This window comes from Natrinema sp. CBA1119, assembly GCF_002572525.1.
Lineage (GTDB): Archaea > Halobacteriota > Halobacteria > Halobacteriales > Natrialbaceae > Natrinema.
On the sequence record NZ_PDBS01000001.1, the window covers coordinates 1,163,186 to 1,179,672 of the forward strand.

Genomic DNA, 16,487 nt, shown 5'->3' on the forward strand with positions numbered 1-16,487 from the left:
AGAATCGAGGAGCCGGTCGAATCGTCGCTAATGGAGGCACTTTTAGCCACCCCTGAGCAAGGGTGACGTATGTCTCTCGAGCCGAGCGCTGACCCGGCCGCCGACCGGCGAGCGAACTACGACTATCGGAGCGACGATGTCGATCGACCGGCCCTGGTCGCGGACCTCGAGGAACTGGTCGACTGCGAGGTCCGTGCGGACTCCTACTCTCGCGAACTGTACGCGACCGACGCAAGTGCCTACGAGCTGACGCCGATCGCCGTCGCCTTTCCGGAGTCGACGGCCGACGTGTCGGGCATCCTCGAGTACTGCGCCGAGCGCGAGATTCCGGTCCTCCCGCGGGGCGGCGGGACGAGCCTCGCCGGACAGACGGTCAACCGGGCCGTCGTCCTGGATTTCACACGGTACATGAACGAGATCCTCGAGATCGACACCGACGGCCACACCGCGACGGTCCAGCCGGGGACGATCCTGGGGACGTTGAACGAGACCCTCGAGCCCCACGGCCTCAAGTTCGCCCCGGACCCCGCGTGGGGCGATAAGAGCGCCATCGGCGGCGCGATCGGCAACAACTCGACCGGCTCACACTCCCTGAAGTACGGCAAGACCGACGCCTACATCGAGGAGTGCGAGGCCGTCCTCGCCGACGGCACCGTCACCCGCTTTGGCGAGGTCGCGCTCGAGGAAATCGGCGAGCGAGCCGACCCCGACGGCGACCTCGAAGCCCGGATCTACGCCGAAGTCGAGCGGATCCTCGAGGAGGACGCGGACCGAATCGCGGAAACGTATCCGAATCTCAAGCGCAACGTCTCGGGCTACAATCTCGACCGGTTGGTTGCGGAGGCGCGAGGGGAGGAACTACCCGGCGGCGAAGAAACTGGCGAACCCGGAACCGTCAACCTCGCGCGGCTGCTGGCCGGCAGCGAGGGCACGCTGGCGGTCGTCACCGAGGCGACCGTTTCGCTCGAGCCGATCCCCGAGACGAAGGCGGTCTCGCTGCTCTGTTACCCCGACCTCCACGAGGCGATGCGGGACGTCGAACCGATTCTCGCACACGACCCCGCCGCGGTCGAAGTGCTCGACGACGTGCTGATCGATCTCGCGCGCGAAACGGCCGAGTTCGGCCCGGTCACCGAAATGCTCCCCGAGGGGACGAACGCCGTCCTGCTCGTCGAGTTCTACGCCGAGGACGCCGATCACGGCAGGGAGCAAGTCGCGGGCCTGCTCGCCGACCGCCTCCCGTCGGCGACGCCCGCCGGGGAACCGGCCGAGGACGCCCCGAGCAGCGATTCCGAGACGCTCGCGCTCGAAGCCATAGAGGCCTACGACGACGCCGAGCGCGCGAAACTGTGGAAGCTCCGCAAGTCCGGCCTCCCGATCCTGCTCTCGCGGACGACCGACGAGAAGCACATCTCCTTCATCGAGGACACGGCGATCCCGCCCGCGAAGCTGCCGGAGTTCGTCGAGCGCTTCGAGGAGATCCTCGAGAAACACGACACCTACGCCAGTTTCTACGCCCACGCCGGCCCCGGCGTGCTCCACGTCCGACCGCTCGTGAACACGAAGACCGAAGTGGGTCTCGAGCAGCTCCACGGCATCGCGGACGACGTGACGGACCTCGTGTCGGCTGGGGGGCTCCGTTTCGGGCGAGCACGGCGACGGCCGCGCCCGCACGCAGTGGAATCAGAAGCTCTACGGGGACGAACTCTGGGCGACCTTTCAGGACCTCAAGACGGCGTTCGATCCCGACTGGATCCTCAATCCGGGACAGGTCGTCTTCCGCGAGGATGATCCGACCGACCTGCGGGAGCACCTGCGGTTCGACCCCGACTACGAGTTCGAGGCGGGCTTCGAGCCCGCGCTCGAGTGGGCAAACGACAACGGCATGCAGGGGATGGTCGAGCTCTGTCACGGCTGCGGCGGCTGTCGCGGCGAGCAGTCGACGACGGGCGGCGTGATGTGCCCGACCTACCGCGCGAGCCGCGAGGAGATTACGGCGACTCGAGGTCGAGCGAACGCGCTTCGACAGGCCATGAGCGGCGACCTGGATCCCGACGAGGCGTTCTCCGACGAGTTCGTCGAGGAAGTGATGGGGCTCTGTATCGGCTGCAAGGGCTGTGCCATCGACTGCCCCAGCGAGGTCGACATGGCGAAGCTCAAGGCTGAGGTCACCCACGAGTACCACCAGCGAAACGGCGCGACGCTCCGGGATCGACTCTTCGCCAACGTGTCGACGCTCTCGAAGTGGGGGAGCAGGTTCGCGCCGCTGTCGAACGCCCTGCCGAAGCTGCCGGGCGCGCGCAATCTCCTCGAGGTCGCCGCCGGGATCGATGCCGACCGGCCGCTGCCGACGTTCCACGCGGAGACGTTCCGGGACTGGTTTGACGAGCGAGGCGGCGCTCGAGTCAGGGAGGCCGACGCCACCCGCAAAGTCGTCCTCTACCCTGACACCTACACCAACTACAGTCACCCTGACGCCGGGAAGGCGGCCGTCCGAGTGCTCGAGGCCGCCGGCGTCCACGTCGCCGTCCCCGACGACCTCGGCGATACCGGTCGGCCGGCGTTTTCGAAGGGATTCCTCGAGAAGGCGGAAGACGCGGCCCGCGAGAACATGAACGCGCTCGCCCCGCGGGTCGCGGACGGCTGGGACGTGGTCGTCATCGAGCCCTCCGATGCGGTCATGTTCCAGAAGGACTACCTCGATCTGCTCTCCACCGAGGCCGCCGAGACGCTCTCGAACGCCACCTACGGCGTCTGCGAATACGTCGATACGTTCCGGCTGGACGAAGAGATCCCCTTCGACGAGCGCGCGGCGACCGACGAACTGGTCTATCACGGCCACTGCCACCAGAAGTCGGTCGCGAAGGACCACCACGCCGTCGGCGTGCTCCGACGGGCGGGCTACGCCGTCGACCCGCTCGATTCGGGCTGCTGCGGGATGGCCGGCAGTTTCGGCTACGAGTCCGAACACGCCTCGATGAGCGACGCCATCGCCTCGATCCTCTACGAGCAGGTCGACGAGAGCGACGGCGACCGCATCGTCGCACCCGGTGCTTCCTGCCGGACACAACTCGAGAACGGGCCCGGTGCGACCGAGGAGCCGCCGACGCCGATCGAAGCCGTGGCCGAAGCGCTCGAGTAAGGCGGCCTGATATGCTTCATTTACACGAGAGTCATCCGTACGGATACGAACAGCTATGCCGGCGGTTCCCGATAGGCGTCTATTGTGTCAGATCGAACTGAGCGAGAGATCCGTCATCGACAGCTGGACACCGACGCGCAGAACCCAGCGATACAGATCGTCGAAGTCGTCGCGGACATCGAAGATCGAGGGCGCGCCGAGTTACCGACGATGTACGATTGCATCGACGGCATGCTCGACGAACTCTTTTCGAACCCGCCCGCACCGGAATCACAGATGGAAGTCGAGTTCAGCTACGAGACGTATCGGATCACCGTCGAACAGAACGGTGCCGCGAAATTCGTGAAAACGGGGTGATCGGGTCCCGTCTCCGATTCGGACTGAACGGCGACGGTCCGGAACGACCGTAACCGGCCCGTCAGCGTCCGACCAGTTCGTCATAGCGCGCGCCCGTCTGCTTCAGCGTCTCGGTCGAGTAGAGCCGCTCGTGGTCGACGGGGAGGTAGTCGGCGGCGAGTTCGTCGATCTTTGCGTCGACGGCTTCGGGGTCGCGACCGTGGATCATCGTGAACAGGTTGTACGGCCACTCCTGCTCGGGCCGGCGCGGTCGGTGGTAACAGAGCGTCACGTAGGAGAGTTCGCCCGCGCGCTCGCCCCGCTCGTCGAGATCGTCGTCGGGGACGTCCCAGACGACCATGCAGTTGGCATCGAACCCCGTCACGACGTGGTTGATCACGCAGCCGATCCGCTTGAGACAGCCGCTCTCGAGCAGGCGTTCGATAGCCGCGAGCACGTCCTCGACGGCGTATCCCACGTTCGCGGCGATATCGCGATACGGCGTCGCCGACAGCGGGAACCCCTCCTGGATCTCGAGGAGGAGTTCGGCCTCGATCGCGGAGAGACCGCCCGTGGCCTCCTCGCTGATCCGGGTGGCCGAGGAGTCGGTACGCCGCGCCAGTGACTCGCGCGCGAACCGATCGCTATTGACGACGGGGAACTCGAGGTCGATGTAGTAGTCGGTCAGCATCGGCAAGTTCAGTACGTCACAGCCGGTTCGAGCCTCGATATCGGCGAGGATCTCGTCGCGGGCTTCCCGCGAGCCGGCGGTGACGACGAACCACATGTTCCACTCGTGATCGCGGGCGTAGTTGTGGTTGACTTGCCGATACTCGTTGATGACGGTCGAGATCTCGTCGAAGCGGTCCGCGGGCGCCCGTACCGCGGCGAGCGTCGACGAGCCGATCACGGGGGGATTGAGGACGGCACCGAACCGGCGGACGATCCCCGCCTCCCGGAGTGTGCGGACGCGGTCGACCGCCGCCGATTCCTCGATTCCGAGGTCGGCGGCGACGCGGCGGAACGGTCGCGCTTCGATCGGAAAGCCGCTCTGATAGCCGTCGATCAGCGCCGCGTCCACGTCGTCGATGGCCTCGCGCCAGTCCCCCGACAGGCTACTCATTGGTAGCCCTAGGGAGAAGGGGACCGTATCGTTTTCGGGTCCGACTCGAACCGCGTGCGGCGGGGCCGTTCTTGGGGTTCACCCGATTATCGGTGTGAAACCCGTCAATTGACGGCCGAACGAGCGCCGGAAGCGGGAGACTTTTGCGCGATCCGACCCAACGGGTGCACAACATGGCGCACGCAACCCAGGAATTCGGCGACTGGCCGCTCAAGCGGCTGCTGACGGCAGTGATCGGCTCCGGCCCGAAGTCGGCCGACGACATGACCCGCGAACAGGCTCGAGAGGCGTTCCAGCGCATTCTGGCGGGCGAACCGGACGAGACGACGCTCGGCGCGTTCTGGCTGGCCAATCGCTGGAAGCGAAACATTCCGACGGAGCTGGCGGCCTACACCGACGTCATGCACGAGGAGTCGATCGTTACCGCCGAGCCGGAGTGCGATCCGGTCGACTGCGGGGCGAACTACGACGGCAAGCACAGCTCCGCCGTCCTCGGCGTCGGAGCCGGCGTCGTCGCCGCGGCCGCGGGCACCCCCATCGTCGTCCACTCCGGCGATCGGGTCCCGACGCAGAAAGCGACGGCGTACAAACACGTCCTCGACGAGCTCGACGTCCGAACCGAACTCGAGCCCGGCGAAAGCGCGGACATGGTCGACGAGACCGGCTTTGGCTTCTACTATCAGCCGAATTTCAACCCCGGGATACAGGACCTCTACGACCGGCGCGATCAGATGGGCGTCCGAACGTTCGTCAACACGATCGAAACGATCGGGAACCCGGCGAACGCCGACGTTCACCTGGGCTCGTTCTACCACCTCGCGTTCGCGAAGAAGCTGACCGACACGATCACCAAGAGCGAGCGACTCGACTACTCGCGGGCCATCTTCTTCCAGGGAATGGAGGGCTACGACGACATCCGGCCCGGATATACGAAGGTCGCGGAGTGGGATCGAGACGGCGACGACGGTGGGGATTCCTTCGAGGACTACGAGATTGAAACCGCGAACTACGGCATGGCCATGGAGGCCGAAGACCTCGAGGTCGACGACGTGACGGCCGATTCCGCGTCGATCACCGAGGCCGTCCTCAGCGGTGACCGCGAGGGACACTTCGCCGACGCCATCGCCCTCAACGGCGCGTTCCGGATGCACGCCCGCCAGGATGTCGACAGCCTCGAGGACGGACTCGAGCGGGCACGCGAGGTCATTGCCGACGGCAGTGCGGAAGCCGTGCTCGAAGACCTCCGGGCGTTCTGAGCCGAGCGGTCTGAACCGGGCGGTCTGAGTCGTCGGTCGAAGCGGGCGGTCTGAGTCGTCGGTCAAAGCGGTCGACCACGTTCGTCCCGGTGCTCGAGCAGCGTTCGAGTCTGCGCGCAGTATCGTCAACCGTTCGTCGAAATGGGAGATGATTTCTCTCCGCTTACTATGAAAGAAATGAAACACATCTAGTACTCTATGAGTGAGACAGTAACAACATCGAGAAGTGTGAGACAACCATTTTCGACCAAGTTAGAGGGTTTTCACCGTCTCTCGAGCGAACACGACCGGGTCGTCGACAAACTGCTGTCTAACACATAACCTTCCACAGAAGGCGGTCTACCGCTCGAGTCCGGTTTTTGGAACGGATCCTGCTAAGGTGTGAGGAATAATATAACTACCCTATAGTACCATATAGTATATGGTTTGCTATTTTCCCGAGCGCTGTCACCCGCGGCTTCGAATGCGACTCGAGCGAGCGATCGCATCGTCGGCTCGCCCTCGATCGCTCCGTATGACGACGAGCAAACGGGTGCCGTTCGCCTCGCAACGTCTGTAATCGGTGTCCGGTAGAATCGTCGGGAGAACGAGTTCGCGACGCCTGAAACGGCGAACAGTGTACCTTTTTGACTGTTGGCCGCGATCACCGTGCATGGACCAATCTTTCGATACTGTCCTGGTAGAATATGACGACGAGCGCGGCGTCGGCACGATCACGATGAACCGGCCGGACGCGTTGAACGCGCTGAACGGCCAGCTCAGAGACGACATCATCGCGGGGCTCGAGTCCCTCGAGGAACGGAACGAGGACGCCGACGGCGTCGCGCTGCGCGCCGTGGTGCTCGAGGGTGCCGGCGAGAAGGCCTTCTGTGCGGGGGCGGACATCGGTGGCTTCTCCGACGAGTCGGCCGGCGGCACCTCGGCCAGAACTCACTATGACTTCATCAGGGACTTCCCGACCCCGGTCATCGCGAAGATTGACGGCTACTGTCTGGGCGGCGGCCTCGAGACCGCGCTGGCCTGTGACTTCCGACTGGCCAGCGAGGGCAGCACGTTCGGCTTCCCCGAAGTGAATCTCGGCATCCTCCCCGGTGCCGGCGGCGTCCAGTACGTCGAGAAACTGGCCGGTCCCGCCGTCGCGAAGGAACTCGCGATGACCGGGAAACACATCTCTGCGGAACGAGCCGGTGACGAAGGGATCGTCAATCACGTCTACGCCGACGATGAGTTTGAGGACGAGGTCGACGAATTCGTCACCGAACTCGCCGGACAGGCACCGCTGGCGATCCAGGGGATCAAGAAGTCCGCGGATATGGCCGTTCACTCCGGGCTCGAGGAGGGGCTGGCGTACGACCGATCGCTCTTCCAAGAGCTGCTCAAGACGGAAGACCACGCGGAAGGCGCGGCGGCGTTCAGCGAGGACCGCGAGCCCGAGTTCGAAGGGAAGTAACGGGATAGGGCGGACGACCGCCGTCTCGCTCCTGACCGATTTTTCGGCCTGCGGTGGCGCGCGCTGAACCGCAGTGAGCGACTAGCGAGTTGCGGTTCGATACTGCGCGAGGGATGAGTGAGCGGTGCGAGGCGCGAACACTGTGAGCGCCTCGGATAGCGAACGGTGACTGAAGGGAACCGTGAGCAGAGCGAGCGAATCGGCTGGGGAGGGCGTGGTCCCTCCGTATTGCCACGATAGCAGCGCACACTATCTTGGTTGACAATAATCATTGAGTGGTGTTTAGAACTGGCGGATAAGGGTGTCCTGCCATCGTGGCAACTAGGGATTCCACGTCCTCCCCAGCCGATTCGCTCAGTCACTCCGTTCCTTCGCTCATCCCTCGCGCAGTATCATCGGCCGCCCTCACTATCGTTCGGTCGACCGACAGCGCGCGCCACCGCATGTCGGTTCGTCGGTCCGAAGCGAAAAACGAGTCCACACCGCTGTAGAAACAGCCCTCAGTCCCACTCCTCACCGATGCCGGCCAGCGAGAACGGGCCGACGGGGAGGTTGTACCCGTCCTCGAGCGCCTTGTCGACCTGTTCCTCCGTGGCGATGCCCTCGTCGACGATCTTCTGGGCCTCCTCGCGCATCGCCGCGTGACAGCGGTTGGCGAGGAAACCGTAGGAACCGGGGTCGTCGTCGATGGTAACACGTGTTTTTCCGAGTTCGTCAATCAGCTCCTCGGCGCGCTCGACGACGGCCTCGTCGGTCTCGGGCGCTTGCACGATCTCGACCATGTCCATGACGGCGACGGGGTTGAAGAAGTGCGTCACCGCGACTCGAGACGGGTCGGAGACGGCGTTGGCGATCGAGGTCACCGCGAAGCCGCTCGTGTTCGAGTATAGCGGCTGGTCGTCCGTGACCTCGTCCAGGTCGCGGAAGACCTGTCCCTTGATCGCGAGATTCTCCGTCACCGCCTCGATCGTGAAGTCGGTCCCGTCGGTCGCCGCGTCGAGGTCCGTCGTGAACGTCATCCGCTCGAGCACCGCCTCTTTCTCGTCCTCGGAGAGATAGCCGCCTTCGACGGCGTCCTCGAGCCCGTAGTTGCCCGAGATTACGCGTTCGCGCGCCTCGTCGGCCAGTTCCTCGTTGATCTCGCGGACGGCCACCTCGTAGCCGTTCCGTGCGAGTACCTGTGCGATACCGGCGCCCATGATGCCGCCGCCGACGACGGCAGCGCTCTGTTGTGCCATGCCATCACCCTTCACGAGTATCGACTTAGTTCTTGTCAACTGCCGTGGCTACTCGGTTCGGCCGGCGCTCTCTCCGACGGCGCCCTCCGAGTGTCAACACCCAAAGGTATTTTATCATTGGTATGGTTGGACATAACATGGCAATCGGACAGTACCGCGACGATCCGGCGGCGATGGACGACGTCGAGCGCGAGGTAGCCGCGGCGCAGTATCCCGAAGGAGGGCTCGTGGTCGGTCTCGGCATCGGGATCGTACTCCCCCTCCTGACGATCCAGGCGCTGCTCGTCCTCACACCCTTCCTCGGTGGTATCGTCGGGTTCGTCCTCGGGCGACGGTTCCGCGATTACGCGATTCGTCGCCGCCGCAGGGACCGGTCAGCGACGGAATGAGCGGGGTCACCGACGGCGACGGGGAGACGCTCTCCTCGAGCATCGGCATCTTTGGGGTGCTAGCGCTCCTGGTCGGGAACGCGATTTCGGTCCCGATATTCGTCTTGCCGGGACCGCTGGCGGGAACCGCGGGGCCGGCGCTCGTTCTGGCGATCACGCTCGCAGCGATCCCGGCCGGGTTCGTCGTCCTGTACAACGCCTTGCTCGGCTCAGCGATGCCGGTCGCCGGCGGCCTGTACGTCTATATTTCTCGGCTCACGGCCCCCTACTGGGGGTTTCTGGTCCCGTTCACGATCCCCCTCGTCGCGTGGGCGTCGTTGCTCATTACGGCGACCGGCTTCGCCGAGTACACCCGAATCTTCTTCGACGTGCCGTCGATGTGGCTCATCTACGTCCTGCTCGGGTTCGTCTTGCTCGTCAACGTCGTCGGGCTCAGGGTCGTCGCACAGGTGCAGATCGTCTTTTTCGTCGGTCTCGTCGTCTCACTCCTGACGTTCATCGTCCCCGGAGCGGCCGCGATCGAGACCGCCAATTACACCCCGTTCTTCCCGGATTACGGCGGGTTCGGGCTCGCAGTCGTCGCGCTGTTCTACCCGTTCCTCGGATTCGGGTTACTGATCGAACTCGGGGAGGAGATAGACGACCCCGGACGAACGATCCCGCTCGTACTGGGACTCGGTATTGGTATCGTCGTGCTGTTTTACGTGGGGTTGATCGCCGTCCTTGTCGGGGTCGTTCCGTATGTGGAACTGGGGAACGAGGCCGATCTCGCGCACGCCGCCTCGAGATTCCTCCCCTGGTGGGGCGAGTACGTCGTCGCCGCCGGCGCGATCTTCGCGGTCGTCACCACGGTGAATACGACGCTGCTCGTCTTCTCCCGGACACTCATGCGCGCGAGCCGTGACGGCATTCTCCCGGCGTCGCTCTCCCGGATTCACCCCCGGTTCGACACGCCCCATTACGCGGTCGCCGTGCTCGGCGTCCCGCCGTTCGCGCTCGTTCCCCTCGCGGACGAAATCGTCGGACTCTCCGTGTTCATCGGCCTTGCCAGTCTCACGGCGTACTTTTTCTGTGCCATCGGCCTCTGGAACCTGCCGCGGGAGTTCCCGGCACACTACGCCAACGCCCCGTTTCGACTCCGCCGATACCGCGGGCTCCTCCTCGCGGTGCTGGGCGGGGGAGTCGCCACCGGCGCGTTCTGGCTGGTCACGCTCCTCCAGCGACCCGTCGTCGGCGTGGTCCTCATCGGCTGGTTCGGCGTCGCGTACGTCTACTACCGATACCGACTCGCCAAGACCGACCGGATCGAAACCTACCGAACGATGACCACGCTCGACGTCCACGAGCGCGTCGAGGAGAGCGAGGCCCAACGCGCCTCGGGTGACGCGAGCGGGGACACCCCGGGAGCGAACGCCGGTGAGAGTGGTAACTGACCGACGAACTGCACCTCCGTCCCCGTGTCGGCTATCAGCCGAGACGGTCCGAACGGAGTCCTCGCGAGCCGAGCAACCCGACAGCGACCGCACATTTAATAGTCGAGTCGACATATGTGGGATATGGCAACAGAGTACACGCCAACGGAGATGATGGACCGGGAGTCCAGATCGAACCGCTACTATCGAAACGCAGTCGAGCGACACTGGGACCCCGGCGAGATCGACCTCGAGCGAGACGTCGAGAACCTCCTCGAGTTCATCGAGGCCTCGGAATCGTACGACCGGCAGTCGTGGTACGGCACCCTCAACGGCATCGCGAAGTTCGGCGCGGGCGAGGACGCGGTCACCGAGGATCTCGCGCCGCTGGGGGCAGTACTCGACAATATCGACGACCAGCTGTTCCTGACCACCCAAATGTACGAGGAGGCCAAACACGCGGACTTCTTCGACCGCTACTGGCGAGAGGTCGTCTGGACGGTCGAAGACGAACTGGGCTGGGAGCGATCGAACCCCCGCCACGAGCGGTGGTTCAACGACCCCTACATCGAACTGTTCGACCGCAACCGGAAGGCGCAGTTCCGGCTGCTCGAGGAGGATACCCCCGAAAACCGAGCCAGAGCGTACTGCCACTACCACCTCACGGTCGAGGGAATCCTCGCTCAGACGGGGTACTACGGGATGCAGACCTCCTACGGCGGCGAGTTCGACGAGCTGCCACACCTGCCGGGACTCGTTCAGGGCTTTACGAAGATCCGCAGCGACGAGGGCCGCCACGTCGGCTTCGGGATGAACCAGCTCAAGAAGCTCATCGCCGAGGGCGTCGACCCCGCAATCGTCGAGGAAACGGTCGAGGAACTCCTCCCGCTCGTCCAGGGGATCACCGAGGATGAGCGGTTCCAGCCGGACGACCCCGACGAGCGCGTCGGCCTCGAGGACGGGAGACTGGCCGCCTACGCGGTCGACAAACACACCGACCGGATGCAACAGATCACGGACGCCGCGGCCGACATCCCGGACGTCGACGAGTTAGTGCAACTCGAGGGCGACGACTGACGGTAGCGGACGACGATTGACGGAGGAGTGCGACGACTGACGGAACGAAGCGGTGGCTGACGAAGCGAGGCGACTGCCGACGCAGCAGCGGTCGCCGCGGTGGCTGGCTGCTCGACGACAGTAGGCTTTTGAGAGAAGACCGGGACGTGGTACCATGCAGCTCGATTCCATCCGAATACTCGACCTGTCCCGCCTGCTTCCGGGCCCGTACGCGACGCAACTGCTCGCCGACGCGGGCGCTGACGTGGTCAAAGTCGAGGACACCGACGCGGGGGATTACGCGCGGTACACACCGCCGACGACGGACCGCGACGTCGGCGCGCTGTTCGACAGCGTCAATCGAGGCAAGCGTAGCATCGCCGTCGACCTGAAATCGGCGGCGGGGCGGGAGGCCTTCTACAGACTCGTCGCGGACGCCGACGTCGTCTTCGAACAGTTCCGACCGGGCGTCGCCGAGCGACTCGAGATCGGCTACGAAACGCTGCTCGAGTACAACGAGGACCTCGTCTACTGCTCGCTCTCGGGCTACGGTCAAACCGGGCCGTACGCCGAGCGCGCGGGCCACGACCTCAATTACGTCGGGCTCGCGGGGCTGCTCGATATGACTCGCGAGGACGAGGCGATGGCACCGCAGATCCCCGGCTACCAGATCGGCGACCTCGGCGGCGGGCTGTTCGCGGCCTTCAGCATCGTCGGCGGACTCCTGTCTCGCGAACTCGGTAACGGCGGGGAGTATATCGACGTGGCCATGACCGACGTAGTTGCCTCGTTCTCGCAGGCGATTTCCCACGAGGCGCTCACCGGCGACGATCCCCGGCCCGGCGAGACCGCGCTCACCGGACGGTACCCCTGGTACGACGTGTACGAGGCAGCCGACGGGCGCTACGTGACGCTCGCGGCGCTCGAGCCGAAGTTCTGGGAAGCCTTCTGCGAGGAGACCGGACGGGAGGGGCTGATCGACGCTCACGGCACCGACGACCCGGCCGAACTCGAGGCGGTCCGCGAGGAACTCGAGTCGCTGTTCGCGAGCCGCTCGCAGGAGGAGTGGCTCGAGGCGCTCTCCGACGAGACGATGGTCGGGCCGGTGTGTACGCCGGCCGAAGCCACAGAGCACCCCCAGCTCGAGGCGCGCGGACTGATCGAGCGGCCGGCGGATGCGCCGCCGCGGGTCGGGTTTCCGGCAGCGGGGTCTAACGTGCCCGAAAGCCACGACGAGTCGGTCCCGGATCACGGAGCGCACACCGACGACCTGCTCGCGTCGGTGGGGTACGACGAGGACGAACTGGCCGACCTCCGCGGGAGCGGTGTGATCCTGTGAGCGGCGTAGTCGTCGGGGCGCGACCGGTCATCACTCAGCGAGCGCAGAGCGCTTGATCTTCCCGCTGGCGGTCTTCGGGAGCGCGTCGAGGAATGCGATCTCGCGGGGGTACTCATGTTTCGAGAGCTCCGCGCGGGCGAACTCGCTCAGTTCCACCTCGAGTTCTCCGGACGGTTCGTGGTCGCCGACGAGGGTGACGTACGCTTTGACGATCTGGCCGCGGGTCTCGTGGTCTTCCCCGACGACGGCAGCCTCCTCGACCTCCGCGGGGCCGATCCGGTACCCCGAAGAGATGATGACGTCGTCGGCCCGGCTGACGTACCAGAAGTAGCCGTCCTCGTCCCGCCGCGCGAGGTCGCCGGTTCGGAGCCAGAGGCCGGTGAAGGTCTCGAGGGTCGCCTCTGGACGACCCCAGTACGATCCCCGCGCGTCCTCGTCGCGTCTGATCGCGATCTCGCCGACCTCACCCTGATCGACCTCGTTTCCGTCGTCGTCCAACAGCGCCACTTCCTCGCCGGGCGTGACTTTTCCCATGCTTCCGGGCTTTACGTCCCAGTCGTCGAACGCGTAGTTGCAGACGACCATGCCGCCCTCCGTCAGCCCGTAGGCGTCCTGGGGCGGCGCGCCCAGTCCGTCCTCGCACCAGTTGACGGTCTCTTCGTCCAGCGATTCGCCGGCCGAGATCAACACCCGGAGGTCGATGTCCCACGCCTCGAGGTCGATCCCGGCGGCCCGCGACTGTCTGAGCGCCGTCGGCGGGATCATCGCGTTGTCAACGTCCCACGCCTCGAGCGTCTCGAAGAACGCGTGGGGATCAAATTGGCCGCGATAGCAGCCGATTGCCGTCCCGCGGACGCCGGACATGATCGTCCCCATGGTGAGCCCGTAGGACCACGACGGCGACGCCGCGACGAGGTAGACGTCGTCCGGCCGGAGGTCGACGACGTACTCGGAGTAGGCGTAGAGTTCGATCGGGCCGCGGTGGCTCGTCGGGACGCCCTTCGGCGGGCCCGTCGTCCCCGAGGTGTAGGTCAGCGAGTAGGGGTCGTTCGGGTGCGTCTCGACGGTCTCGAACTCGTCGTCGCGGGCGCGGACGGCGTCGTACTCGTCGACCGTCGCGTCGCCCTCGAGCGCCCCGCCACCGTCGATAGTCCCACCGCCGGCGTCCCCGTCGTCGATCGCGATCACGCGCTCGAGTGCCGGCAGGTCGCCATCGACCACCTCGCAGCCCTCGGTCGTCGTGAACAGCGCGGCCGCGCCCGAGTCCTCGAGCCGGTAGTTCAGCGCGTCGGGGCCGAACACGGGAGCGAGCGGCAGGTAGATCCGTCCGGCCTGAATCGTGCCGAAGACGACGGCGTAGAGTTCGAGCTGAGTCGGGAGCATCGCACCGACGCGGTCGCCGCGCTCGGTGTGTTCGACCAGGTAGTTGCTGACCCGATTCGCCGCCGCCGCGAGTTCGGCGAAGGTGTACGTCTCGGTCTCGCCGCGCTCGAAGTCGCGGATGCGAAGGCCCGTCTCGTCGGAGTCGGCGTGACGACCCAGCGCCTCCTCGGCGATATTGAGCGACTCCTCGTCCCCGACGTGTACGTGTTCGTCCCACCCCATCCCCGACTCGTACCGGTCAGCGACTGCATTGTATATGCTATCGTATGTCACAGTCCACCGCTCCACGACCGCAGGTATAATTCTTCGTCTACGTTGACAGGACACCACCGACGGAATGTAGACACGGTCGCGGTGACGGCCTCCGACGAAAACCGCGCTGAGCGCGTAAACGAGGCAGTGATGGACCCACAAGCGAATTTCGGGAGCAATATTAACCCAAACCATAAGTCGCTGGACAGAATCACTGCAGACGACCATGATGGGTTCCCAGTTAACACTTGACAAGTTACTCGAGCGGGCGGTCGACCTGTTTCCTGACCGGGAACTGGTGACGAAACTGCCCGACGGAAACGTCCACCGCTACACGTACGCCGACGCGTCCGAGCGGATCAACCGACTCGCGCACGCGCTCGACGACCTCGGCCTCGAGCGGGGGGACCGCGTTGGCGTCGTCGCGACGAACCACTACCGGCACTACGAACTCTACTTCGGGCCGGCGTGTTCGGGGCGGTCGATCCACATGTGCAACATGCGGCTGCCCGACCACCACTTCGTCCACACGATCGACGACGCCGAGGACCGGGTGATCTTCGTCGATCCGGGGCTCATCGAAAAGGTGGAGGCCAACGCCGACGAGTTAGACACCGTCGAGCAGTACGTCGTCCTCGACGACGAGGTGCCGGAGACGAGCCTCGAGCCGGTCACGGACTACGAATCGCTGCTCGAAGGGCAGCCGGCAGAGTACGAGTGGCCGGACATCGACGAGGACGCGGAGTACGGGATGTGCCACACCTCGGGGACGACGGGGCTGCCCAAGGGCGTCGCCTACTCCCACCGAGCGATGTACCTCCACAGCATCATGGGCGGTCACACCGACGCCAACGCGATCGGCGAGCGCGACACCGTGCTCCCGGTCGTCCCCATGTTCCACGCTAACGGCTGGGGAATTCCCTACGGCGCGACGCTCGTCGGGGCCAAACAGGTCTTCCCCTCGGTCCACACCGATCCGGAGTCGATCGCGCGCCTGATCGACGAGGAGGACGTGACGTTCTCCGCCGCGGTGCCGACGATCTGGCTCGAGATGGCCGAGTTCCTCGACGAGAATCCCACGGTCGACATCTCGAACATCGACCGGCTGACTGTCGGGGGCTCCGCGCCGCCCGAATCGCTCATCCGGAAGTACGACGAGGAGTACGACGCGCCGATCATTCAGGGGTGGGGGATGACCGAGACCTCGCCGCTGGGGTCGCTCAGCACGCTCCGCAAGGAAGTCGCCGAACTACCGAGCGACGAGCAGTACGAGTACCGCGCGAAGGCGGGACTGCCCGTACCGGGTATGCAGATCCGCATACTCGACGACGACGGCGAGGAGGTGCCCGCCGACGGCGAGACGATGGGCGAACTGCAGGTTCGCAGCCCCTGGGTGGCCGACGGCTACCACAACCGACCCGAGGAAAACGAGCAGTCCTTTACCGAGGACGGCTTCCTGCGGACCGGCGACATCGCCACCCGCGACGAGATGGGATACATCGACATCGTCGATCGGGACAAGGACGTCATCAAGTCCGGCGGGGAGTGGATCTCATCGGTGCAACTCGAGAACGAACTCATCGCTCACGAGGGCGTCCGCGAGGCGACGGTCATCGCGGTCGACCACGAGCGCTGGCAGGAGCGGCCGCTGGCCGTCGTCGTGCCGACCGCGGGCGCGGACGTAGACGAGGACGACCTCGAGGCCCACCTCTCGGAGACGTTCCCCTCCTGGTGGCTGCCCGACGAATACCGGTTCATCGAGGAGATTCCGAAGACCTCGACCGGGAAGTTCGACAAGAAATCGCTACGCGACGAGTTCGACATCGTCCTCGAGGCCGAAGACGACGAGCAGACACCCCAGCAATAAGCAATCAACGGATATCGTTCACATTTAGACATGGTGGCTACTACCGCAGGCGGCGTGAGCTTCGACACCGACGACGAGACCGAACTGATCCTCGAGAGTCTGGACGACTGCGCAAACGGGCTGGCCGAAGAGAACCCCTGCATGGATCTGGTCCACCAGGCGCGCATCCTGCGGATCGTCGAGGACACCGACGAGATTCAACTGAACACGATCGCGAAGTCGATGGGGATCACAGACTGACCGC

The 16,487-nt window shown here is 65.1% G+C and carries 11 protein-coding genes and 2 pseudogenes; 10 read left to right on the forward strand and 3 right to left on the reverse strand.

The genetic code is table 11. From position 1 onward, the window contains the following. Positions 1 to 69 precede the first annotated feature (69 nt). Positions 70 to 3,142, forward strand: a pseudogene (locus tag CP556_RS05725) (FAD-binding and (Fe-S)-binding domain-containing protein). Positions 3,143 to 3,226: 84 nt separating this feature from the next. Next, complete coding sequence (locus tag CP556_RS05730) at positions 3,227 to 3,499, forward strand: HalOD1 output domain-containing protein (RefSeq protein WP_098724740.1); 273 nt, start codon at positions 3,227 to 3,229, stop codon at positions 3,497 to 3,499. A 61-nt stretch (positions 3,500 to 3,560) separates the two neighbouring features. Here the strand turns inward: CP556_RS05730 and ahbB are convergent, their stop codons facing one another. Then, a complete protein-coding gene (gene ahbB / locus CP556_RS05735; protein WP_098724741.1) occupies positions 3,561 to 4,601 on the reverse strand; it encodes a siroheme decarboxylase subunit beta in 1,041 nt (346 codons plus the stop codon). Positions 4,602 to 4,774: 173 nt separating this feature from the next. On the opposite strand from ahbB, the gene CP556_RS05740 reads away from it, so the two are divergent. Continuing rightward, positions 4,775 to 5,857: an anthranilate phosphoribosyltransferase gene (locus tag CP556_RS05740; RefSeq protein ID WP_098724742.1), complete on the forward strand. Its 1,083-nt coding sequence runs from the start codon at positions 4,775 to 4,777 to the stop codon at positions 5,855 to 5,857. 652 nt (positions 5,858 to 6,509) lie between these two features. Continuing rightward, positions 6,510 to 7,307: an enoyl-CoA hydratase/isomerase family protein gene (locus tag CP556_RS05745; protein WP_098724743.1), complete on the forward strand. Its 798-nt coding sequence runs from the start codon at positions 6,510 to 6,512 to the stop codon at positions 7,305 to 7,307. Positions 7,308 to 7,807: 500 nt separating this feature from the next. Here the strand turns inward: CP556_RS05745 and CP556_RS05750 are convergent, their stop codons facing one another. Next, positions 7,808 to 8,545 carry a 3-hydroxyacyl-CoA dehydrogenase family protein gene (locus CP556_RS05750; RefSeq protein WP_098724744.1) on the reverse strand — a complete coding sequence of 246 codons (738 nt, stop codon included), beginning with the start codon at positions 8,543 to 8,545 and terminating at the stop codon, positions 7,808 to 7,810. 137 nt (positions 8,546 to 8,682) lie between these two features. Here CP556_RS05750 and CP556_RS05755 point away from each other — a divergent pair, with 137 nt between their 5' ends. The 4 genes from CP556_RS05755 (at position 8,683) to CP556_RS05770 (ending at position 12,741) form a co-directional block, all read left to right on the forward strand. Further along, positions 8,683 to 8,934: a hypothetical protein gene (locus CP556_RS05755; protein ID WP_098724745.1), complete on the forward strand. Its 252-nt coding sequence runs from the start codon at positions 8,683 to 8,685 to the stop codon at positions 8,932 to 8,934. Beyond that, positions 8,931 to 10,367 carry an APC family permease gene (locus CP556_RS05760; RefSeq protein WP_098724746.1) on the forward strand — a complete coding sequence of 479 codons (1,437 nt, stop codon included), beginning with the start codon at positions 8,931 to 8,933 and terminating at the stop codon, positions 10,365 to 10,367. Before CP556_RS05755 ends, CP556_RS05760 begins: the two co-directional genes overlap by 4 nt. A gap of 123 nt (positions 10,368 to 10,490) precedes the next feature. Next, positions 10,491 to 11,423: a ferritin family protein gene (locus CP556_RS05765; protein ID WP_098724747.1), complete on the forward strand. Its 933-nt coding sequence runs from the start codon at positions 10,491 to 10,493 to the stop codon at positions 11,421 to 11,423. Positions 11,424 to 11,577: 154 nt separating this feature from the next. Then, positions 11,578 to 12,741, forward strand: a complete 1,164-nt coding sequence (locus tag CP556_RS05770) for a CaiB/BaiF CoA transferase family protein (protein ID WP_098724748.1) — start codon at positions 11,578 to 11,580, stop codon at positions 12,739 to 12,741. A gap of 30 nt (positions 12,742 to 12,771) precedes the next feature. Here the strand turns inward: CP556_RS05770 and CP556_RS05775 are convergent, their stop codons facing one another. Beyond that, on the reverse strand, positions 12,772 to 14,397 hold the full coding sequence (locus tag CP556_RS05775) for an acetate--CoA ligase (RefSeq protein WP_098724749.1): 1,626 nt from the start codon (positions 14,395 to 14,397) through the stop codon (positions 12,772 to 12,774). A gap of 208 nt (positions 14,398 to 14,605) precedes the next feature. On the opposite strand from CP556_RS05775, the gene CP556_RS05780 reads away from it, so the two are divergent. Together CP556_RS05780 and CP556_RS25195 are read left to right on the forward strand one after the other, a co-directional pair. Then, positions 14,606 to 16,243 carry a long-chain fatty acid--CoA ligase gene (locus CP556_RS05780; RefSeq protein WP_098724750.1) on the forward strand — a complete coding sequence of 546 codons (1,638 nt, stop codon included), beginning with the start codon at positions 14,606 to 14,608 and terminating at the stop codon, positions 16,241 to 16,243. A gap of 111 nt (positions 16,244 to 16,354) precedes the next feature. Further along, positions 16,355 to 16,483, forward strand: a pseudogene (locus CP556_RS25195) (acyl-CoA dehydrogenase family protein); the annotation flags it as partial. Positions 16,484 to 16,487: the final 4 nt, after the last annotated feature.

Bases quoted from the DNA above. Each gene is read 5' to 3' on its own strand.
- CP556_RS05755 (WP_098724745.1), top strand. From the start codon at position 8,683: ATGGCAATCGGACAGTACCGCGACGATCCGGCGGCGATGGACGACGTC.
- CP556_RS05765 (WP_098724747.1), top strand. From the start codon at position 10,491: ATGGCAACAGAGTACACGCCAACGGAGATGATGGACCGGGAGTCCAGA.
- CP556_RS05760 (WP_098724746.1), top strand. From the start codon at position 8,931: ATGAGCGGGGTCACCGACGGCGACGGGGAGACGCTCTCCTCGAGCATC.
- CP556_RS05780 (WP_098724750.1), top strand. From the start codon at position 14,606: ATGGGTTCCCAGTTAACACTTGACAAGTTACTCGAGCGGGCGGTCGAC.
- CP556_RS05745 (WP_098724743.1), top strand. From the start codon at position 6,510: ATGGACCAATCTTTCGATACTGTCCTGGTAGAATATGACGACGAGCGC.
- ahbB (WP_098724741.1), bottom strand. From the start codon at position 4,601: ATGAGTAGCCTGTCGGGGGACTGGCGCGAGGCCATCGACGACGTGGAC.
- CP556_RS05750 (WP_098724744.1), bottom strand. From the start codon at position 8,545: ATGGCACAACAGAGCGCTGCCGTCGTCGGCGGCGGCATCATGGGCGCC.
- CP556_RS05740 (WP_098724742.1), top strand. From the start codon at position 4,775: ATGGCGCACGCAACCCAGGAATTCGGCGACTGGCCGCTCAAGCGGCTG.
- CP556_RS05770 (WP_098724748.1), top strand. From the start codon at position 11,578: ATGCAGCTCGATTCCATCCGAATACTCGACCTGTCCCGCCTGCTTCCG.